Source organism: Microvirga sp. VF16 (genome assembly GCF_016864375.1).
Taxonomy (GTDB): Bacteria; Pseudomonadota; Alphaproteobacteria; order Rhizobiales; family Beijerinckiaceae; genus Microvirga.
In genome coordinates this window covers 1602025-1617533 of record NZ_CP069354.1, presented here as the reverse complement: position 1 = coordinate 1617533, position 15509 = coordinate 1602025, and the positions used below count along the sequence as shown (strand labels likewise).

Annotated in this window: 12 protein-coding genes; 5 read left to right on the top strand and 7 right to left on the bottom strand. The window is 63.8% G+C overall.

The annotated features are described in order from the left end of the window. Positions 1-23 precede the first annotated feature (23 nt). Together JO965_RS07690 and JO965_RS07685 are read right to left on the bottom strand one after the other, a co-directional pair. A complete protein-coding gene (locus JO965_RS07690; RefSeq protein WP_203443094.1) occupies positions 24-3596 on the bottom strand; it encodes an AsmA family protein in 3573 nt (1190 codons plus the stop codon). An 83-nt stretch (positions 3597-3679) separates the two neighbouring features. Continuing rightward, a complete protein-coding gene (locus JO965_RS07685) occupies positions 3680-5095 on the bottom strand; it encodes an FAD-binding oxidoreductase (protein ID WP_203443093.1) in 1416 nt (471 codons plus the stop codon). A gap of 183 nt (positions 5096-5278) precedes the next feature. On the opposite strand from JO965_RS07685, the gene JO965_RS07680 reads away from it, so the two are divergent. Then, positions 5279-5821, top strand: a complete 543-nt coding sequence (locus JO965_RS07680; protein ID WP_203443092.1) for a thioesterase family protein — start codon at positions 5279-5281, stop codon at positions 5819-5821. Here JO965_RS07680 and JO965_RS07675 read toward each other — a convergent pair. Then, positions 5818-6099: a hypothetical protein gene (locus JO965_RS07675; RefSeq protein ID WP_203443091.1), complete on the bottom strand. Its 282-nt coding sequence runs from the start codon at positions 6097-6099 to the stop codon at positions 5818-5820. The two genes, JO965_RS07680 and JO965_RS07675, sit on opposite strands and share 4 nt — an antisense overlap. Before the next feature lie 148 nt (positions 6100-6247). Between JO965_RS07675 and JO965_RS07670 the strand changes: the two genes are divergently transcribed. Beyond that, positions 6248-8623: an ATP-dependent helicase gene (locus JO965_RS07670; protein ID WP_203443090.1), complete on the top strand. Its 2376-nt coding sequence runs from the start codon at positions 6248-6250 to the stop codon at positions 8621-8623. A 69-nt stretch (positions 8624-8692) separates the two neighbouring features. Next, complete coding sequence (locus JO965_RS07665; protein ID WP_203443089.1) at positions 8693-9964, top strand: cyclopropane-fatty-acyl-phospholipid synthase family protein; 1272 nt, start codon at positions 8693-8695, stop codon at positions 9962-9964. 32 nt (positions 9965-9996) lie between these two features. On the opposite strand, the gene JO965_RS07660 is transcribed toward JO965_RS07665, so the two are convergent. Further along, on the bottom strand, positions 9997-10872 hold the full coding sequence (locus JO965_RS07660) for an SDR family NAD(P)-dependent oxidoreductase (protein ID WP_203443088.1): 876 nt from the start codon (positions 10870-10872) through the stop codon (positions 9997-9999). A gap of 149 nt (positions 10873-11021) precedes the next feature. On the opposite strand from JO965_RS07660, the gene JO965_RS07655 reads away from it, so the two are divergent. Then, on the top strand, positions 11022-11942 hold the full coding sequence (locus tag JO965_RS07655; RefSeq protein WP_203443087.1) for a 50S ribosomal protein L11 methyltransferase: 921 nt from the start codon (positions 11022-11024) through the stop codon (positions 11940-11942). A gap of 140 nt (positions 11943-12082) precedes the next feature. On the opposite strand, the gene JO965_RS07650 is transcribed toward JO965_RS07655, so the two are convergent. Then, positions 12083-12307: a hypothetical protein gene (locus JO965_RS07650; protein WP_203443086.1), complete on the bottom strand. Its 225-nt coding sequence runs from the start codon at positions 12305-12307 to the stop codon at positions 12083-12085. Between the two features lie 325 nt (positions 12308-12632). Here JO965_RS07650 and JO965_RS07645 point away from each other — a divergent pair, with 325 nt between their 5' ends. After that, positions 12633-14453, top strand: coding sequence for an aminopeptidase P family protein (locus JO965_RS07645; protein ID WP_203443085.1), 1821 nt, complete (start codon positions 12633-12635; stop codon positions 14451-14453). On the opposite strand, the gene JO965_RS07640 is transcribed toward JO965_RS07645, so the two are convergent. Together JO965_RS07640 and JO965_RS07635 are read right to left on the bottom strand one after the other, a co-directional pair. Then, entirely contained in the window at positions 14450-14749 is a 300-nt protein-coding gene (locus tag JO965_RS07640; RefSeq protein WP_203443084.1) for an AzlD family protein, read from the bottom strand. The two genes, JO965_RS07645 and JO965_RS07640, sit on opposite strands and share 4 nt — an antisense overlap. Further along, entirely contained in the window at positions 14746-15456 is a 711-nt protein-coding gene (locus tag JO965_RS07635) for an AzlC family ABC transporter permease (RefSeq protein ID WP_203443083.1), read from the bottom strand. The genes JO965_RS07640 and JO965_RS07635 overlap by 4 nt, the downstream gene beginning before the upstream one ends. Between the last annotated feature and the right edge of the window lie 53 nt (positions 15457-15509).

Sequence of the window (15509 nt, the reverse complement as noted above, 5' to 3'; positions counted from 1 at the left end):
AAAACAACCTTCAGCCCAGCGCTCTATCGCATCGGCGGAGCCCCATAGACCGATGGCGGCGGGCCGATCTGGACCGGCGGGTTCAACGGTGGCACCGAGGTCTGCGATGGCGCTGTCTCGGGCTCTTCCTCCGGCTGGTTCTGGTGCTCCGATTGAAGCCGTTCTGCTTCCCGGCGGGCGCGCTCGGCTTCGGCCCTGGCTCGGGCCTGACGAAGTGCCTCCTCCTCGGCCGCCTTGGCCCGCTGCCGCTCCGCCTCCCGCTGCGCATCGATCTGGCGCTGGCGCTCGGCCGCAGCCCGCTCGAACGCCTCGATCTTTTCCAGCTCGCGCTTGAGCACGATGGCGGCAAGCCCGTTGCGGAACGGACCTGCATCGATTTGGCGGACGGGAGCCACCAGGGAGCCCTGCCAGTTCAATCCCACCGAAGGCGGCGCCCCGACCCATTCGGGCGGCGATGCCTTGGCGGTGAGTGCACCCCGCGCATCGAGCTGCAAGGTCTTGAGGTCATAGGTGACCGCGCCCTGCCAATTGGCCGGTCCGCTCTCGGCCAAGAAGGGAGAGAGACGCAGCAGGCCGCCGACGAGCGCGGCCGAGGTCTTGACGGGGCCCGAGCTGAAGGGACCTCGACCGAGTTCCATCCCGAGGATCGCCTCCGCCTTGCCCTCGGCCAGGGGGTCGTTCTCGGCGAGCGCGCGCTTGAGAGCCCTGTCGAACACCGACGGATCGGCCGCGGGAAGGCGGAGATTCGTGACATGCCACTCGCCGGCACCACCGAGATTGGCCACAAGCTCGGAGAGGCTTGTGCCCGCAGCTCCGAACCGCAGCGGGCCGGACAGAACAGCCTCGAACGGCGAGGATCCGGTCAGAGCCCACAGGGGCACCTTTTCCAGGGCCCCCTCGCCGACGATGGTCGCGGTTCCGGCCTGACGGGTGATGGTGGCCGAGCCCGTGATGCGGCCGGAACCGATGGTGGCATCGAGATTGCGGATGGAAATGCCGTCCGACTGCGCTCCGACGACGAAGGAGGCGCGGCTCGCCTGAAGGCCGCGGCCGAGCTCAAGCGCCCCGACCCGGAAGGTCACCTGCCCGCCTGTGACGAGGCGGCCACTCTGGCCGAAGCGGGCCGTGGACCAGATCGCCGTGGTGCCGACATCACCCGGCACGTTCAGCGCTAGGGCCGCCGTAAGCCATGGTAGAGACAGCCGCCCGAGCGACACCTCACCACTGATCTCCGAACGGGAGACGACGACAAGGCGCGCCTGCACATTGTCGTTCGACACCTTGCCGTTGATATTGAGCAGGGTCGCCCCCCGCTCCCGGCCCAGGGTCACACGTCCATTCACGGGCACCGGCGGAGCAACACCGGCGCCATCCCCTAAGAGGAGCAGAAAGGGCGTGATATCCGGCGTCGAGATTTCGACCTCGCCGCTATCCACCACATCGTCCGCCTCGCTCAGGGCGAAGGGGCGCGTGGTTGCCACTTTCACGCTGGCGATGTCCCCGGCGAGGGTGACGTTGAACAGGCCGGACCCGACGCGGACCCCGCGCAGATCGATCCTGGAAGGCCGGTTCAGCCCTGCCATATTCGCGCGGTTGACCCAGCGCCCCGTGTTGTCGGCAGACAGGCCGATCATGAGGTTCTGGGTCCGCCCATCGACCGATTCGACCTGCCCCTCGAACGGGCCACCGGCCACACGACCCTTCGCGGTCGTGCGCAGCCGCAGCTCGGTCGAGCCCGGAGCCGGCGCAACCCGCTCCGACGTGACATCGAGATCGAGCGCACCCTCACGAACGAAATGGGGCACGAGCTTGGAGATCCCGCCGATCCATACGCTGCCCAACAGGTCGACCAGGGGGCTGGCGCGCTGGGCGGTGACCTTACCGGTGATCTGCCCCGATCCATCGGGAGCGATGCGCCCCCGCACCCGGGCATTGGCTCCGGCGAGATCGACGATATCGAGCGTCTCAACGAGAAGCGCCGGTCCGTCGGACAGGATGCGGGCCGAGATCCGGCCCGTCGGAGCGCTCTTTCCGGCGCTGACCCCGCGCGCATCCAGGATAAAGCCGACGTCGAGATTTTCCGTGGCCTGGAACACGCTCGATACTTGCGGTAGGTCATCGAGGTTCAGGCCCTGGATCGCGACCTGGGCCTCCAGCTTGCCGCGCTCATTGGCCTCCGGCGCGGTGTAGCGGGCATTCCCGGTCAGAACCGACTGGCCCGTCTTCAGTCGCAGGCGGTTGAAGGACAGCACCGGGTTCGAGAAGGCGATCTCCGAGGAGGCCTCGACGGGACGTCCGTCAAAGATTCTCAGGAGCGGCGAATTGATGCCGATACGGGCGAGATAGCGCGCCAAGCGGTCGGACGCGTTGGAGGCCAGCGCCACCTTGCCGTTGATGCCACCTCGGGTGGTCAGGCCGAGCTGGCCTTCGAGCGCGATCCGCGTCTCGCCCGGGGCATTGAATTCGATCCGGTCGAGCGTCGCCCGTCCCGTGTCGAGGGATAGACGCAGGACGGCATTCGAGAGATCCTCCTGGCCCAGGCCGATGCTGTCGATCTTGAGGTCGAGATCGATCGGCACCCGGATCAGCGGGAGGGACCATTGCGCCAACCGGCTTTTAAAGTCCTGCCCGTTTCCTGACAGGATGAAGCTGTCCGCATCGAGCCGGCGCCCTTCGAGCTTGAGGGAGATGCGCGGATCGTCGAGGCCGATCCGCCCCTCACCCGTCATGCGAAGGCTCGCACCACCCTCGCCCGCCTCGAGACTGATCGGCTTGAGCTCGACGGCGCCCGGCACCGTCTTGAACTCGGTCTCGACGGCGATGGGGATCGGGATGCCTGCCGCCGCAACCTGTGCCGGAGGGCCGAACAGGACCTTGGCCTTGCCGACGACCTGCGGCGTTGTGGCGTCGCCGTTTCCTTCGCTTAAGCCCAGCCGGGCATCGATGTCGAAGCGCGGGTAGATATCGCCTCCGCCCGAGAGCTTGACCTGGATGCTCTTATCCTCGGCCAGTTCTCCCGTGACCAGACGAAAGGGTACGCCGGAGGTGGTGCCCTCGACCCGCCAGGGGCCGATCAGCTTCTGTCCCTCGATGGCGACGTTTTCCGCGAATGCTTGGTGCGTGCGGCCGGTGCTCGCACTCTGCGTGGTGACGAGAAGCTGGGCGACGGTGAGATTCTCGATGGTCCATCGGCGGGCGCGACCGCTGCCCGACACCAGATCCGGCGGCAGGCGCCATTCGCCATCGCCCGAAACCGGTATGCGGATATCGGCCCGGCCTACCTGCGTTTCCGTAAACCGCACATCGCCCTGGAGCAGCGGCGTCAGGGCGACTTCGGCCCGAATGTTTTCGGCGATAAGAACGGGCGAGTCCGGTGTCTTGCCGCCAAGCCTCAGGCGACCGAGGATCACCCTGGGTGCCGGCAGAAGACGGATGCTGATATCGCCCTCGGTCTTTGCCTCCGTGCCGGACGCGCGCGAGATCATCCCGTCGATCGTGTTGCGATGGGCCTCCCAGTTGACGAAGGGAGGCGCCGCCACGGCAATCGCCAGGATCAGGATCACGATGGATGCGATGATCGTCAGGATATCGCGCAAGAGGCTGCCTTTTCTCCGTTACTCTGAGACGTCCTTACCTCATGACGCCAAGGACCGGGAGCATTGTTCCATGTGTTCCACCGTCAAAGCGCAACGATCTTGCCTGGATTCATGATGTTGTGGGGATCGATGGCCTGTTTCAAGACGCGCATGAGGTCCAGCGCAGCCGGCCCATGCTCCACCTCCAGATACTTCATTTTCTTCTGGCCCACGCCGTGCTCGCCCGTGCAGGTGCCCTCCATGGCGACCGCCCGCCGCACCAGCCGATCGACAAAAGCTTCGCAGGCCTCGATTTCCGCCGGATCGTCCGTGTTCACGAGCGGCTGGACGTGGAAATTGCCGTCGCCCACATGACCGACGATGGGAGCGACAAGACCGCTTTCCAGGATGTCCTGCTTGGTCGCATCGACGCACTCGGCGAGGCGGGAGATCGGCACGCAGACATCGGTTGCCACCGATTGCGCGCCGGGCCGCAGGCCCTTCGCGGCCCAATAGGCATCGTGCCGCGCCTGCCAGAGGCGCGAGCGTTCCTCAGGTCTAGTCGCCCACTCGAATGGCCCGCCGCTGAACTCGGTCGCGATCTCGCCGAAACGCTCGGCCTGTTCGTGCACACCGGCCTCGGAACCGTGGAACTCCAGGAGCAGCAGCGGGCTCTCCGGCAGGGTGAGCTTGGAGTGAAGGTTGACCGCCTTTACCTGGACCTCGTCGAGCAGTTCGATGCGCGCCACCGGGATGCCGGATTGGATCGTCATGATCACCGCGTCACAGGCCGCCTTCACGGTCGGGAACGGGCAGATGCCGGCCGAGATCGCCTCAGGAATGCCGTTGAGCTTCAGAGTGATCTCGGTGACGATACCCAGCGTTCCTTCCGATCCGATGAGGAGACGGGTCAGGTCGTAGCCCGCCGAACTCTTCTTGGCACGGCTCGCCGTCTTCACGATCTCGCCATTGGGAAGCACCACCGTCAGCGCCAGGACCACGTCCTTCATGGTCCCGTAGCGGACTGCATTGGTTCCGGAGGCACGTGTCGCGACCATGCCGCCGATGGAGGCGTCGGCCCCCGGATCGATGGGAAAGAACAGGCCCTTGTCCCGCAGGTACTCGTTCAATTCCTTGCGGGTCACGCCCGCTTCGACCACGCAATCCAGATCCTCGTCATGGACGGCGATGATGCGTTTCATCAGGCTCAGATCGATGGAAACTCCGCCATAGGGAGCATTGATATGCCCTTCGAGAGACGTGCCCGTGCCGTAGGGAATGATCGGGACCCCATGCGCGGCGCAGAGTTTCACGATCTCCGACACCTCCTCGGTCGTTCGGGGATAGACCACGATGTCCGGCGGCTGGTTCTTCACCCAGGTCAGCGTATGCCCATGCTGTTCGCGCACGGCAGCCGAGGTCGCGACCCGGTCGCCGAAACGCCGGGACAATTCGGACGACAGGGCGGCAATGGAGGCGTCTGTGGCTTTCTGACGGGCGGTCATCTGGGGGGCATTCATGGAGGCTTCAGATCCGGTTGCGATGCTCATTCCACCCATAGCTACCAGAACCGTTGCAAAGGCAACACTCCGGATGAGAAAGATGCCACAGCCCTCATGCACAGGCCGCATGAACGTGCTAACATTCACCCCTTTCGGGGAAAGGAACGGTCATCTGAGCGGCATCGAGGAACAAGTTTGACCATGGAAAAGCGGACGCCCGTCTTTTTCTTTGCGCCCTTCGTGTCATCTACGATGCGGGTCGAACCCGCTTGGATCGACTATAACGGCCACATGAACATGGCCTATTACCATGTCCTCTTCGACCGGGCCGTGGAGGAAGGCTTCAGCCTCGTTGGCCTGGGTCATGACTATATGGAGAAGCGCAAGGCGTCCTTCTTCGCGGCCGAGGTTCACACGGTCTACAAGCGCGAATTGACGATGCACGACCGGGTGCGCGTCACGCTCCAGCTCGTCGATTTCGACGAGAAGCGCATCCACTATTACCTGGAAATCCGCCATGCCAGTGAAGGTTGGGTCGCCGCCTCGATGGAAGGCCTGTCCCTGCATGTGGACATGGAATTCCGGAAGGTGAGCCCGTTCCCGGACGATATCGCGGCCAATCTCACTGTTATGAAGACCACCCATTCCCGGCTGACGAGGCCGCAGGCCCTGGGCCGCGTCATCGGCATTCCGCACAAGGCCGAGGTTCAGGACGCCCTCTCAGCCTCGGGCACGCGCCATTAGCAAACTCTCCCCCGCCCGCAGCCCGCGCGCGGCACCGGGGGGAGATAGCGTGGGGCGAACAGCCGATCCCGATCGACATTCTGCCGGATCTGGTTGCTTTTGCTCTGAATATCCTGCTCGACGCCCAAAATACGCTGATCCTGCTGGATCCGCCGATTGATCGCGTCCGTGTTCCGCTCCGCGGGGCTGGTGCGCGGCAGGCGCGTCTGAGCCTCGGCCGGCACGGCCAGGGACAGGAGAAGGCTTGAGACGATGGCGAGGGCCATCACGATACGCATGGGACATTCCTCTTCAGGCCTGCCATATCCATATGGCAAGAGAGCCCTTCTTCGACAATGAGATGGAAGCTCGGAAGTTCGAGCCTGCGGCAGGATCGACAGGCATTCGGGCTCGACGCCGTTCGCCTTTTGATCCATGGTCCCGCCGATGAATCAGTCCGACAACCGCCCCAATCCGCAGGACAGCCTTGCCCATGAGCCGGCGTCCGGTTCCTTGAGCGCCCGCGCCCGTGCGGCGGTTGCGCCGCAATCGCCCTATCTGAGCGGCCTGAACCCGGAACAGCGCGCTGCTGTCGAGGCCACGGAAGGGCCGGTTCTGGTGCTGGCAGGCGCCGGCACCGGCAAGACCCGCGTGCTCACCACCCGGATTGCGCACCTGATCGCCACCGGCAAAGCCTATCCGTCTCAGATCCTCGCCGTGACCTTTACCAACAAGGCGGCGCGGGAGATGCGCGAACGCATCACCTCGGTGATCGGTCCGGTGGCCGAGGGGATGCGGTGGCTCGGCACCTTCCACTCGATCGGCACCAAGATCCTACGCCGCCACGCGGAACTGGTCGGCCTGCGCTCGGACTTCACCATCCTCGGCACCGACGACCAGCTGCGCCTGATGAAGCAGGTGATCGAGGCCGAGGGCATCGACGAGAAGCGCTGGCCGGCACGCCAGCTCGCCGGCCATATCGATGGCTGGAAGAATCGGGGCCTCGGGCCCGATCAGGTGCCAGCCGGAGAAGCCGGAGCCTTCGCTAACGGCAAGGGAGGCCGTCTCTATCGTGCCTACCAGGAGCGGCTGAAGGTTCTCAACGCCGTCGATTTCGGCGACCTGCTGCTCGAATGCCTGCGCCTGTGGCGTGAGCACCCGGACATCCTGGAGCAGTACCAGAACCGTTTCCGCTACATGCTGGTGGACGAGTACCAGGACACCAATGTCGCCCAGTATCTCTGGCTGAGGTTGATCGCTCAGGCGCGTAAGAACCTGTGCTGCGTCGGCGACGACGATCAGTCGATCTATGGCTGGCGTGGCGCCGAGGTCGACAACATCCTGCGCTTCGAACACGACTTTCCCGGCGCGACCGTGATCCGCCTGGAGCGCAACTATCGCTCGACTGGCCACATCCTCTCCGCCGCCTCCGGCCTCATCGCCAAGAACCAGGGCCGCCTCGGCAAGACGCTGCGCACCGAGGACGAGCCAGGCGAGAAGGTGACGATCACCGGCGCCTGGGATTCCGAGGACGAGGCGCGCCTCATCGGCGAGGAAATCGAGGCGCTGCATGCCAAGAAGCATCCGCTTTCCGAGATCGCGATCCTGGTGCGCATCTCCGCCCAGATGCGCGAGATCGAAGACCGGCTCGTGACGCTCGGCGTCCCCTATCGCGTCATCGGAGGCCCGCGCTTCTACGAGCGCGCGGAAATCCGCGATGCGCTCGCCTATCTTCGTGTGGTCAACCAGCCTGCGGACGATCTCGCCTTCGAGCGCATCGTCAATACGCCGAAGCGCGGCTTGGGCGATGCCACGATCCAGGTGCTGCACAACCATGCCCGCGCCGCCCGCGTGCCGCTGATGGAAGCCGCCCGCTTCATCGTCGAGACCGACGAGCTGAAGCCGAAGCCCCGCGCCACGTTGCGCGATCTTCTGATCTCCTTCGGCCGCTGGTCGAAGCTCTCCGAAACGATGACGCAGTCGGAAGTCGCTCAAACTGTGTTGGAGGAATCCGGCTACACCGACATGTGGCAAAAGGACAAATCGGCCGATGCCGCCGGACGCCTGGAAAACCTCAAGGAGCTTGTGCGCTCCATGGAGGAATTCCCGGACCTGCAGAGCTTCCTTGAGCATGTCTCTCTCGTCATGGAAGCCAACGAGTCCGACACCGCCGAGCGCGTGAGCCTGATGACGCTGCACGCGGCCAAGGGCCTGGAATTCGACACGGTCTTCCTGCCCGGCTGGGAGGAAGGCCTGTTCCCGAACCAGCGCGCGCTCGATGAGAGCGGCCGCGCCGGCCTCGAAGAAGAGCGCCGCCTCGCCCATGTGGGCCTTACCCGCGCCCGGCGTCGCGCCAAGATCTATTTCGCCTCCAACCGGCGAATTCACGGCCTGTGGAACTCGACCGTTCCGAGCCGCTTCGTCGACGATCTGCCCGAGACCAACGTCGAGATCGTCGAGGCACCCGCGAACTTCTCCTATGGCGGTTATGGCAGCGGCTCGCGTTTCGACCGTATGCAGCCCTTCAGCAGCTCCTCTTACCAGACGCCCGGCTGGCAGCGCGCCCAGGCCCACCGCGCCTCGACCGAAGACGGCGGCTATTCCGCCCGCCGCTCCGGCGAACGACGCGGGCCGATGCTGATCGAGGGCGAGCTGGTGGCCAAATCCACCGGAGGCTCAGGCTTTGCGGTCGGCGGACGCGTTCTCCACACCAAGTTCGGTCCCGGCACCATCGAGGCGGTGGACGGTAACAAACTTACCGTCGAATTCGACAAGGCGGGACGGAAGATGGTGCTGGATAGCTTTGTGGAGCCATTAGGCTAGCGTCCCCTCTAGCCACACGCCCGAGACTGTGGAACCATCCCGCCCCCGTCAAAGCAATCCGAGGTGGCGATGTTTCCCCTGTCTCACATGCTCAAGTCCTTCATTCGTGCCGGCACCCTGAAGGTGATCGACGCTGAGGGGAACGTGCATGTCTTCGGCGGTGAGAAGCCGGGACCGAGCGTCACCATGCAGCTGACGGATCGCTCGCTCTATCACAAGCTCTTCCTCAATCCGGAGCTGCATGCGGGCGAAGCCTATATGGATGGGCGCTTGAGCTTCGAGGACGGCTCCAACTTGCGAGACTTCCTCAACCTCTTCTCGATGAACCGCTCGACCCTGGCAAACTATCCGCTTCAGAGCGTGCTGAAGCGCATCTCACGCACCGTGAAACGATTTCAGCAGGCAAATCCCGTCGGCAAAGCGCAGCAGAACGTGGCGCATCACTACGATCTCGGGAACGACTTCTACAAGCTCTTCCTCGACAAAGGCATGCAGTACTCATGCGCCTATTTCATCAACGACGATGACACGCTGGAGGAGGCGCAGCAGAACAAGCTTCGTCTCATCGCCGCGAAGCTGCGGCTCAAGCCCGGCCTGAAGATCCTCGACATCGGTAGCGGCTGGGGCGATCTTGCGCTCTACCTTGCCGTCATGGAGGATGTGGACGTCACGGGCGTCACGCTCTCGAAGGAGCAATATGAACTCTCGAACGAGAAGGCGCGGCGCGCCGGCCTGTCGGATCGTGTGCGCTTCGAATTGCTCGACTATCGCAAGGTGGACAGGAAATTCGACCGGATCGTGTCCGTCGGCATGTTCGAGCATGTTGGCGTGCACCATTACGGCGAGTTCTTTGCCAAGATCAACGCGCTTCTCGACGATGACGGATTGATGGTGCTGCACTCCATCGGCAAGATGAGCCCGCCCGGCACCGCGAGCCCGTGGCTGCGCAAGTACATCTTCCCCGGCGCCTATTCCCCTGCCCTGTCGGAGGTTTTCCCTGTCGTCGAGCAGAACCAGCTATGGGTGACCGATCTCGAGTTCCTGCGCCTTCACTATGCCAAGACGCTCAACCACTGGCATCGGCGTTTCGAAGCCAACCGGGAGAAGATCGCCGCGATGTACGACGAGCGCTTCTGCCGGATGTTCGAGTTTTATCTGATCAGCGCGGAGACGATGTTCACCACCGGCAGTCAGCTCGTGTTCCATATGCAGCTGGCGCGCAAGCGCGATGCCGCGCCCATCGTGCGGGACTACATTACCGATGCCCAACGCGCTTACATGGCCAAAGAAGCGGAAAGGCTCAAGATTCTCGAAGGGGCCAGGGAACTGACGCCGGCTTAAGAACCGGCACCAGCTTCGTTTAGACGCTCACTTCAGGTCAGCGTCTCATAATCTTTGTTCTTCAATCCGTCATGGGAATGACGGGTCGGCAGCTTGCTTTCGGGTTGTTTCCTGAAGTGCGAGGACGCCATGGAGCCGACCGCGCCTTTCGCAATCGTGACGCCGCCATCAACGGTATAAAGCGCTCCGGTGACGTAGCCCGCCTCATCAGACGCGAGGAAGCAGAAAACATTCGCAACTTCTTCCGGCAGGCCGCGGCGGCCCATCGGCGTTGCATCGATCATCATCGATTCCATCTGCCGATCCATCGGGCCGCTCGACTTATGGGTCCAGGCCGTATCGATCGGACCGGGACAGACACAATTCGCCCGGACACCATACGCAGCCTGCTCCACGGCCACGCCTCTCATGAAAGAATGGATGAACGCCTTCGTGCCGCCATACATCGTGTTCTTGGCAATGCCGATCATCCCGGCTTCCGAACCGGTGGAGACGATGTTGCCGTGCGTCTTCTGAAGATGCGGCAGAGCGAACTTGGTCATCAGGAAAACGGAGCGCACATTCGAGCGCAGCGTCTCATCGAACTTGTCGATGGGGTAGTGCTGCGTTTCGGCGGCCGCCAGGAATACGCCCGCGTTATTGACCAGAACGTCAAGGCGACCATAGGCGTTCACGCAGGCATCGACGGCCGCTTCTGCGTGACGCTCCTCGGCGATATCGCCGAGATAGATCTCCGCGAAGCCGCCGGCTCCGTTGATCGTCCGGGCGACATCCTCCACCGGATCGTCCGGCAAACCTACCAGCAGGAGGCGTGCGCCTTCCTGGGCGAACTTGAGCGCAATCGCCTCGCCGATACCGGTGCCGGCACCCGTCACGATGGCAACCTTGTCGAAAAGACGTCCGGACATGGAGAATCTCCTGGAGAGAAAAGTCGCAACCGTCAGCCACAGGCGGCCGACATCAGGTGAGGGCACAACGGGAGGCCACTCTGACGGTTCCAGGGAAAGCCCGATCTCACACAGGTGACCTCAGGCACGAGGGATGGTAAGGCGAGGACATGCTTGAAGGTCTGCACCCCAATCGCCCCACCCACGTCTTCCGCATCACCACGGACGAGCGTTCTGCGCGCGCCATGACCGATATGATCGGCGAGATCTTCGATCCTGCCGAGAGTGCCGTCGCCTCCTTCGAGACAAAGGATGGCGGGCCGTGGATGCTGGAGGCCTATTTCGCGCATCAGCCCAATGAGGCCGCGATCCGGGATCTGCTGCGCCCGATCGTCGGCGCGGAGGCGGACAAGGGCGTTTTCCTCCCTCTCGAGCAGAAGGACTGGGTGAAAGCTTCGCTGGAAGGCCTGAAGCCTGTCCGTGCGGGCCGCGTCTTCGTCCATGGCTCGCATGATCGTCACGAGCGCCGCCCGAGCGACTTCGCCATCGAGATCGAAGCGGGCCTTGCCTTCGGCACGGGCCATCATGGCACCACCAAGGGCTGCCTGCTCGCTTTCGTGGATGAGCTGAAGACGCGTACGCCCCGCCATGTGCTCGATGTCGGTACCGGCACGGGCATTCTGGCCTTTGCTGCTGCGAAGATTCTGAAACGTCCCGTGGTGGCGGGCGATATCGATCCGGAAGCGGTGCGCGTGGCGCGCGAGAATGCGCGGCTGAACGGGATCGGGGCTTTTATGAAGCTTTACGTGGGCCCGGGTATCCGCCATGCGGAGGCTGACCGCATGGGCCATTTCGATCTGGTCTTCGCCAATATCCTGGCCAAGCCCCTGCGGATGCTGGCACCGTCCCTGGCGCGCGTGGCGAGCCGGGACGGGACGATCATCCTGTCGGGGCTGCTGGCTCGCGACGTTCCCGGAGTCCTGTCGGCCTACGCCCATCAGGGCTGGTATCTGCGGCGGCGCTATGATCTCGATGGATGGGCGGCGCTGGTCTTGAAGCGGGGCAACGCTCGTCCGCTGCCCCGTTCCTGATCCGTCTACTCGGCCAGAACGCCCGGATAGCGCTTGGCGAGTTCGCGACGAAGCTTGAGGGTTTCGGCCCAGACTTCGCGGATGGCCTTCATGGCGGTGATGATGATCATGGTGCTGTCTCGTTTCGAAAAATGGGATGGTCAGATCTTGGCGGGCAAGAGCTCGGACTGATCGAGGAAGAGCGCTGAGTGATCCTGCCTGCGGTTCAGATCGTCGATGAAGGCCTCGTGGCGGCGCAGTTCCAATCGGGCGCTTCTGGCGCGGCTTTCGACGACGGCGCTGAAGACGCGCGTTGCGATTTGCGAAAGCTTGGACGGCTTCTCTGGGCTACCGAAGAGGGCGGAAGAAAAAAGGGCTGTGATCATGGGCTCATCTCCAACAGATTGGCGCTGAGACCCTTCAGCGTTCCTCTGTTATCGTTGTCAGGAAGATAAGCTCGGCCCAACTTTAGTTGAAGTCACAAGATCACATGTGCGTCATGCATTCATTGCAGACCACCGTCATAAAAGATTAACTTCCAGGCATCCGGCGCATATTTCGCAGGCGAGTTGCTCCAAGCAACGGCAACGGCTGCAGGATGTTTCGGCAGCTGCCATGCCCACTGGATCGATCCCAAAAGTGGTTTCCACTTTTGGGTCCGATGCTCTAGCGTGTCGCCCTCTTCAATTCCGATCTTCGGTGCTGCTTTCCATGGCTCAGTTCCAGTTCTTCGACGACACGACCTCCCCTGCTCAAGGCCCTCAGCACATCGCCAAGCTGCGGGCCGAAATGGCCCGACGCGGCTTCGATGGCTTCATCGTCCCCCGGGCCGACGAGCATCAGGGGGAATACGTGCCGAAGAGCGCTGAGCGCCTGGCATGGCTCACCGGCTTCACCGGCTCTGCAGGCGCGGCGATCATCCTTCAAAATGAGGCTGCGCTCGTGGTCGATGGGCGCTACACGGTCCAGGCCGCCGAGCAGGTGGACACCTCCGTCATCACGCCGGTTCAACTGGCCAGTTCAACGCCGGAGGATTGGATCGCCGATCATCTGCCTCCGGACGGCACCCTGGCCTACGATCCGTGGCTCCATACCAGCGAGGGCCTGAAGAAGCTGGAGGAGGCGGTGAACCGCGCCGGCGGGAAACTTGCTCCGGTCGACATCAACCTGGTTGACGTGATCTGGATCGATCGTCCAACCCCGCCGCATGCTCCCGTGCGGCCGCATCCGCTGGACTATGCGGGCGAAGCTGCACCCGCCAAGTTGGAGCGCATCCGGAAGAAGATGGCGGAGGCGAAGATCGACGCCCTCGTCATCTCCGACCCGCACAATCTCGCCTGGGCCTTCAATCTGCGCGGCGGCGATGTGGGACACACGCCCCTCCCCCTCGGCTATGCCATCCTGCCCAAGCAAGGCCGTGCGAGCCTCTTCTTCGATCCGGTGAAGGTCACGAACGAGGCCGGTAATGCCGTGGGCGACCTCGCGGAATTTGCGCCCATCGCGACCTTCCAGAGCGCTCTCGATACACTCGGCCAGACAGGCGGCAAGATCCGCGTCGACTCCGCGACCGGAGCCGTCGCTCTGATCCGGCGCATCGAGGCGGCTGGCGGTAAGGTTGATGTCGGGGCCGATCCCATCGCCCTCATGAAGGCGGTGAAGAACGAGGCCGAGATCGCGGGCTCCCATGCGGCGCATCTGCGCGATGGCGTGGCAGTCGCGCGTTTCCTCGCTTGGCTCGACCGCGAGGCGCCTTCGGGCAAGCTGACGGAGATCGATGTGGTCGAGTCGCTCGAAGCCTTCCGCGTCGAGACCGGCGCTTTGAAGAACATCTCGTTCCCGAGCATTTCAGGCGCGGGCCCCAATGCTGCGCTGCCCCATTACCGCGTCACGAGTTCAAGCAACCGTACCCTCGAGCCGAACCAGATCTTCCTGATCGATTCCGGCGCGCAATACGAGGATGGCACCACGGACATCACCCGCACGATCATCGTGGGCGAACCGACGCCTGAGATGAAGGACCGCTTCACCCGGGTGCTGAAGGGCCATATCGCCATCGCGCAGACCGTGTTTCCGAAGGGCACGACGGGCGCGCAGATCGATTCCTTCGCCCGCAGGCCGCTCTGGGAGGCAGGCCTCGATTTCGATCACGGCACCGGCCACGGCATCGGCAGCTACCTTTCCGTGCACGAGGGTCCGCAGCGTATCGCCAAAACCGGGCATACGCCGCTCGAAGTCGGCATGATGCTGTCCAACGAGCCAGGCTTCTACAAGCCGGGTGCCTATGGCATCCGCATCGAGAACCTGATCCTCGTCGAGAAGCGCACGATTCCCGGCGGCGACCGCGAGATGATGGGCTTCGAGACGCTGACCTTTACGCCCATCGACCTGCGCCTCGTCGAGCCCGCGATCATGACCGCCGACGAGATCGCGTGGCTCAACGCCTATCACGCCGCGGTGCGCGAGAAGATCGGGTCGAAGCTCGATGCCGAGACACGGACGTGGCTGGAGAATGCGACGCGGGCGATTGGCTAGAGCAGGTTCCGCAGTACCACGACGGAAACCACGCCGACCGCTACCGTCCCGAGCAGCGGAAGCCTGAACGCCGCAACCGCCGTGATCGCCGCAGCAATGGCTTCCGCCCATCCGGTGGTGAGCGCGGTCGGCGCGATCACGGCTACTAGCACGGCCGGCGGAATGGCGTCGAACGCAGCCTTGGCGCGGCCCGTGAGCACAAGACGGTCGGCGACGAACAGACCTGCAATGCGGGTGAAATAGGTCACGGCCGCCATGGCGATGATGGCGAGCAGGGTCGTCGTGTCGAGGGTCATGAGCGCGTCTCCTCGGGAGCGGCCAGATAGGCGGCAGCAATGCCGGCGAGCGCACCCGAGGCCACATGCCAGGGCGCACCGATGAAGTGGTGCACGAGAGCCGCGACGCCCGCGCTGACGGCCACAGTCACCAGCGTCACGCGGCTGCGGCCAAAGCCGGCGACGAGGCCGATGAACAGGGCCGTGAAGGCGAAATCGGCGCCGATGCGCTCGGGATCGCCCAGGAACGAGCCGAGAATGGCGCCGATGGTCGAGGACAGGGTCCAGTTTGCCCAGAGCACGACCGCCATGGCCGCCCAATAAGTGCCCGTCACCGGGCGCTCCAGAGCGCGGCGCTCGGAGAGGGCCCAGGCCTCATCGGTGAGGAAGAAATAGGCCAGCAGGGTCTGGAACCGCGACATGCGGATCTTCGGCGTGAGCGACGCGCCCATCAGCACGTGCCGCACATTGATCAGCAGGGTCGCGAAGGCCAAGGCCGCGATAGGTGCCGGGCTGACCCAGGTTTCGATGGCGGCAAACTGCGCGCCGCCGGCAAAGACCAGGGCGGACATCAGTATGACTTCGAGAGGTGACATTCCCTTGGCAGCCGCAACCGCGCCGAAGAGAAGACCGATGGGAACGGCCGCAACGGCGACCGGCGCGATATCACGCAGGCCGGCTTTGATTTCGCGGCGATAATTGGTGGCGAAGGGACTCGATTGATCCATGACGATGCTCTTTTCCCGGCCTTATGCAGGACGGACGACGAGCCGTCTTGGAC

What these genes read in the sequence shown, in the direction of transcription:
- JO965_RS07645 (WP_203443085.1), top strand. Translation starts at nt 12,633, where the DNA reads ATGGCTCAGTTCCAGTTCTTCGACGACACGACCTCCCCTGCTCAAGGC.
- JO965_RS07660 (WP_203443088.1), bottom strand. Translation starts at nt 10,872, where the DNA reads ATGTCCGGACGTCTTTTCGACAAGGTTGCCATCGTGACGGGTGCCGGC.
- JO965_RS07635 (WP_203443083.1), bottom strand. Translation starts at nt 15,456, where the DNA reads ATGGATCAATCGAGTCCCTTCGCCACCAATTATCGCCGCGAAATCAAA.
- JO965_RS07650 (WP_203443086.1), bottom strand. Translation starts at nt 12,307, where the DNA reads ATGATCACAGCCCTTTTTTCTTCCGCCCTCTTCGGTAGCCCAGAGAAG.
- JO965_RS07665 (WP_203443089.1), top strand. Translation starts at nt 8,693, where the DNA reads ATGTTTCCCCTGTCTCACATGCTCAAGTCCTTCATTCGTGCCGGCACC.
- JO965_RS07670 (WP_203443090.1), top strand. Translation starts at nt 6,248, where the DNA reads ATGAATCAGTCCGACAACCGCCCCAATCCGCAGGACAGCCTTGCCCAT.
- JO965_RS07675 (WP_203443091.1), bottom strand. Translation starts at nt 6,099, where the DNA reads ATGCGTATCGTGATGGCCCTCGCCATCGTCTCAAGCCTTCTCCTGTCC.
- JO965_RS07640 (WP_203443084.1), bottom strand. Translation starts at nt 14,749, where the DNA reads ATGACCCTCGACACGACGACCCTGCTCGCCATCATCGCCATGGCGGCC.
- JO965_RS07655 (WP_203443087.1), top strand. Translation starts at nt 11,022, where the DNA reads ATGCTTGAAGGTCTGCACCCCAATCGCCCCACCCACGTCTTCCGCATC.
- JO965_RS07685 (WP_203443093.1), bottom strand. Translation starts at nt 5,095, where the DNA reads ATGAATGCCCCCCAGATGACCGCCCGTCAGAAAGCCACAGACGCCTCC.
- JO965_RS07680 (WP_203443092.1), top strand. Translation starts at nt 5,279, where the DNA reads ATGGAAAAGCGGACGCCCGTCTTTTTCTTTGCGCCCTTCGTGTCATCT.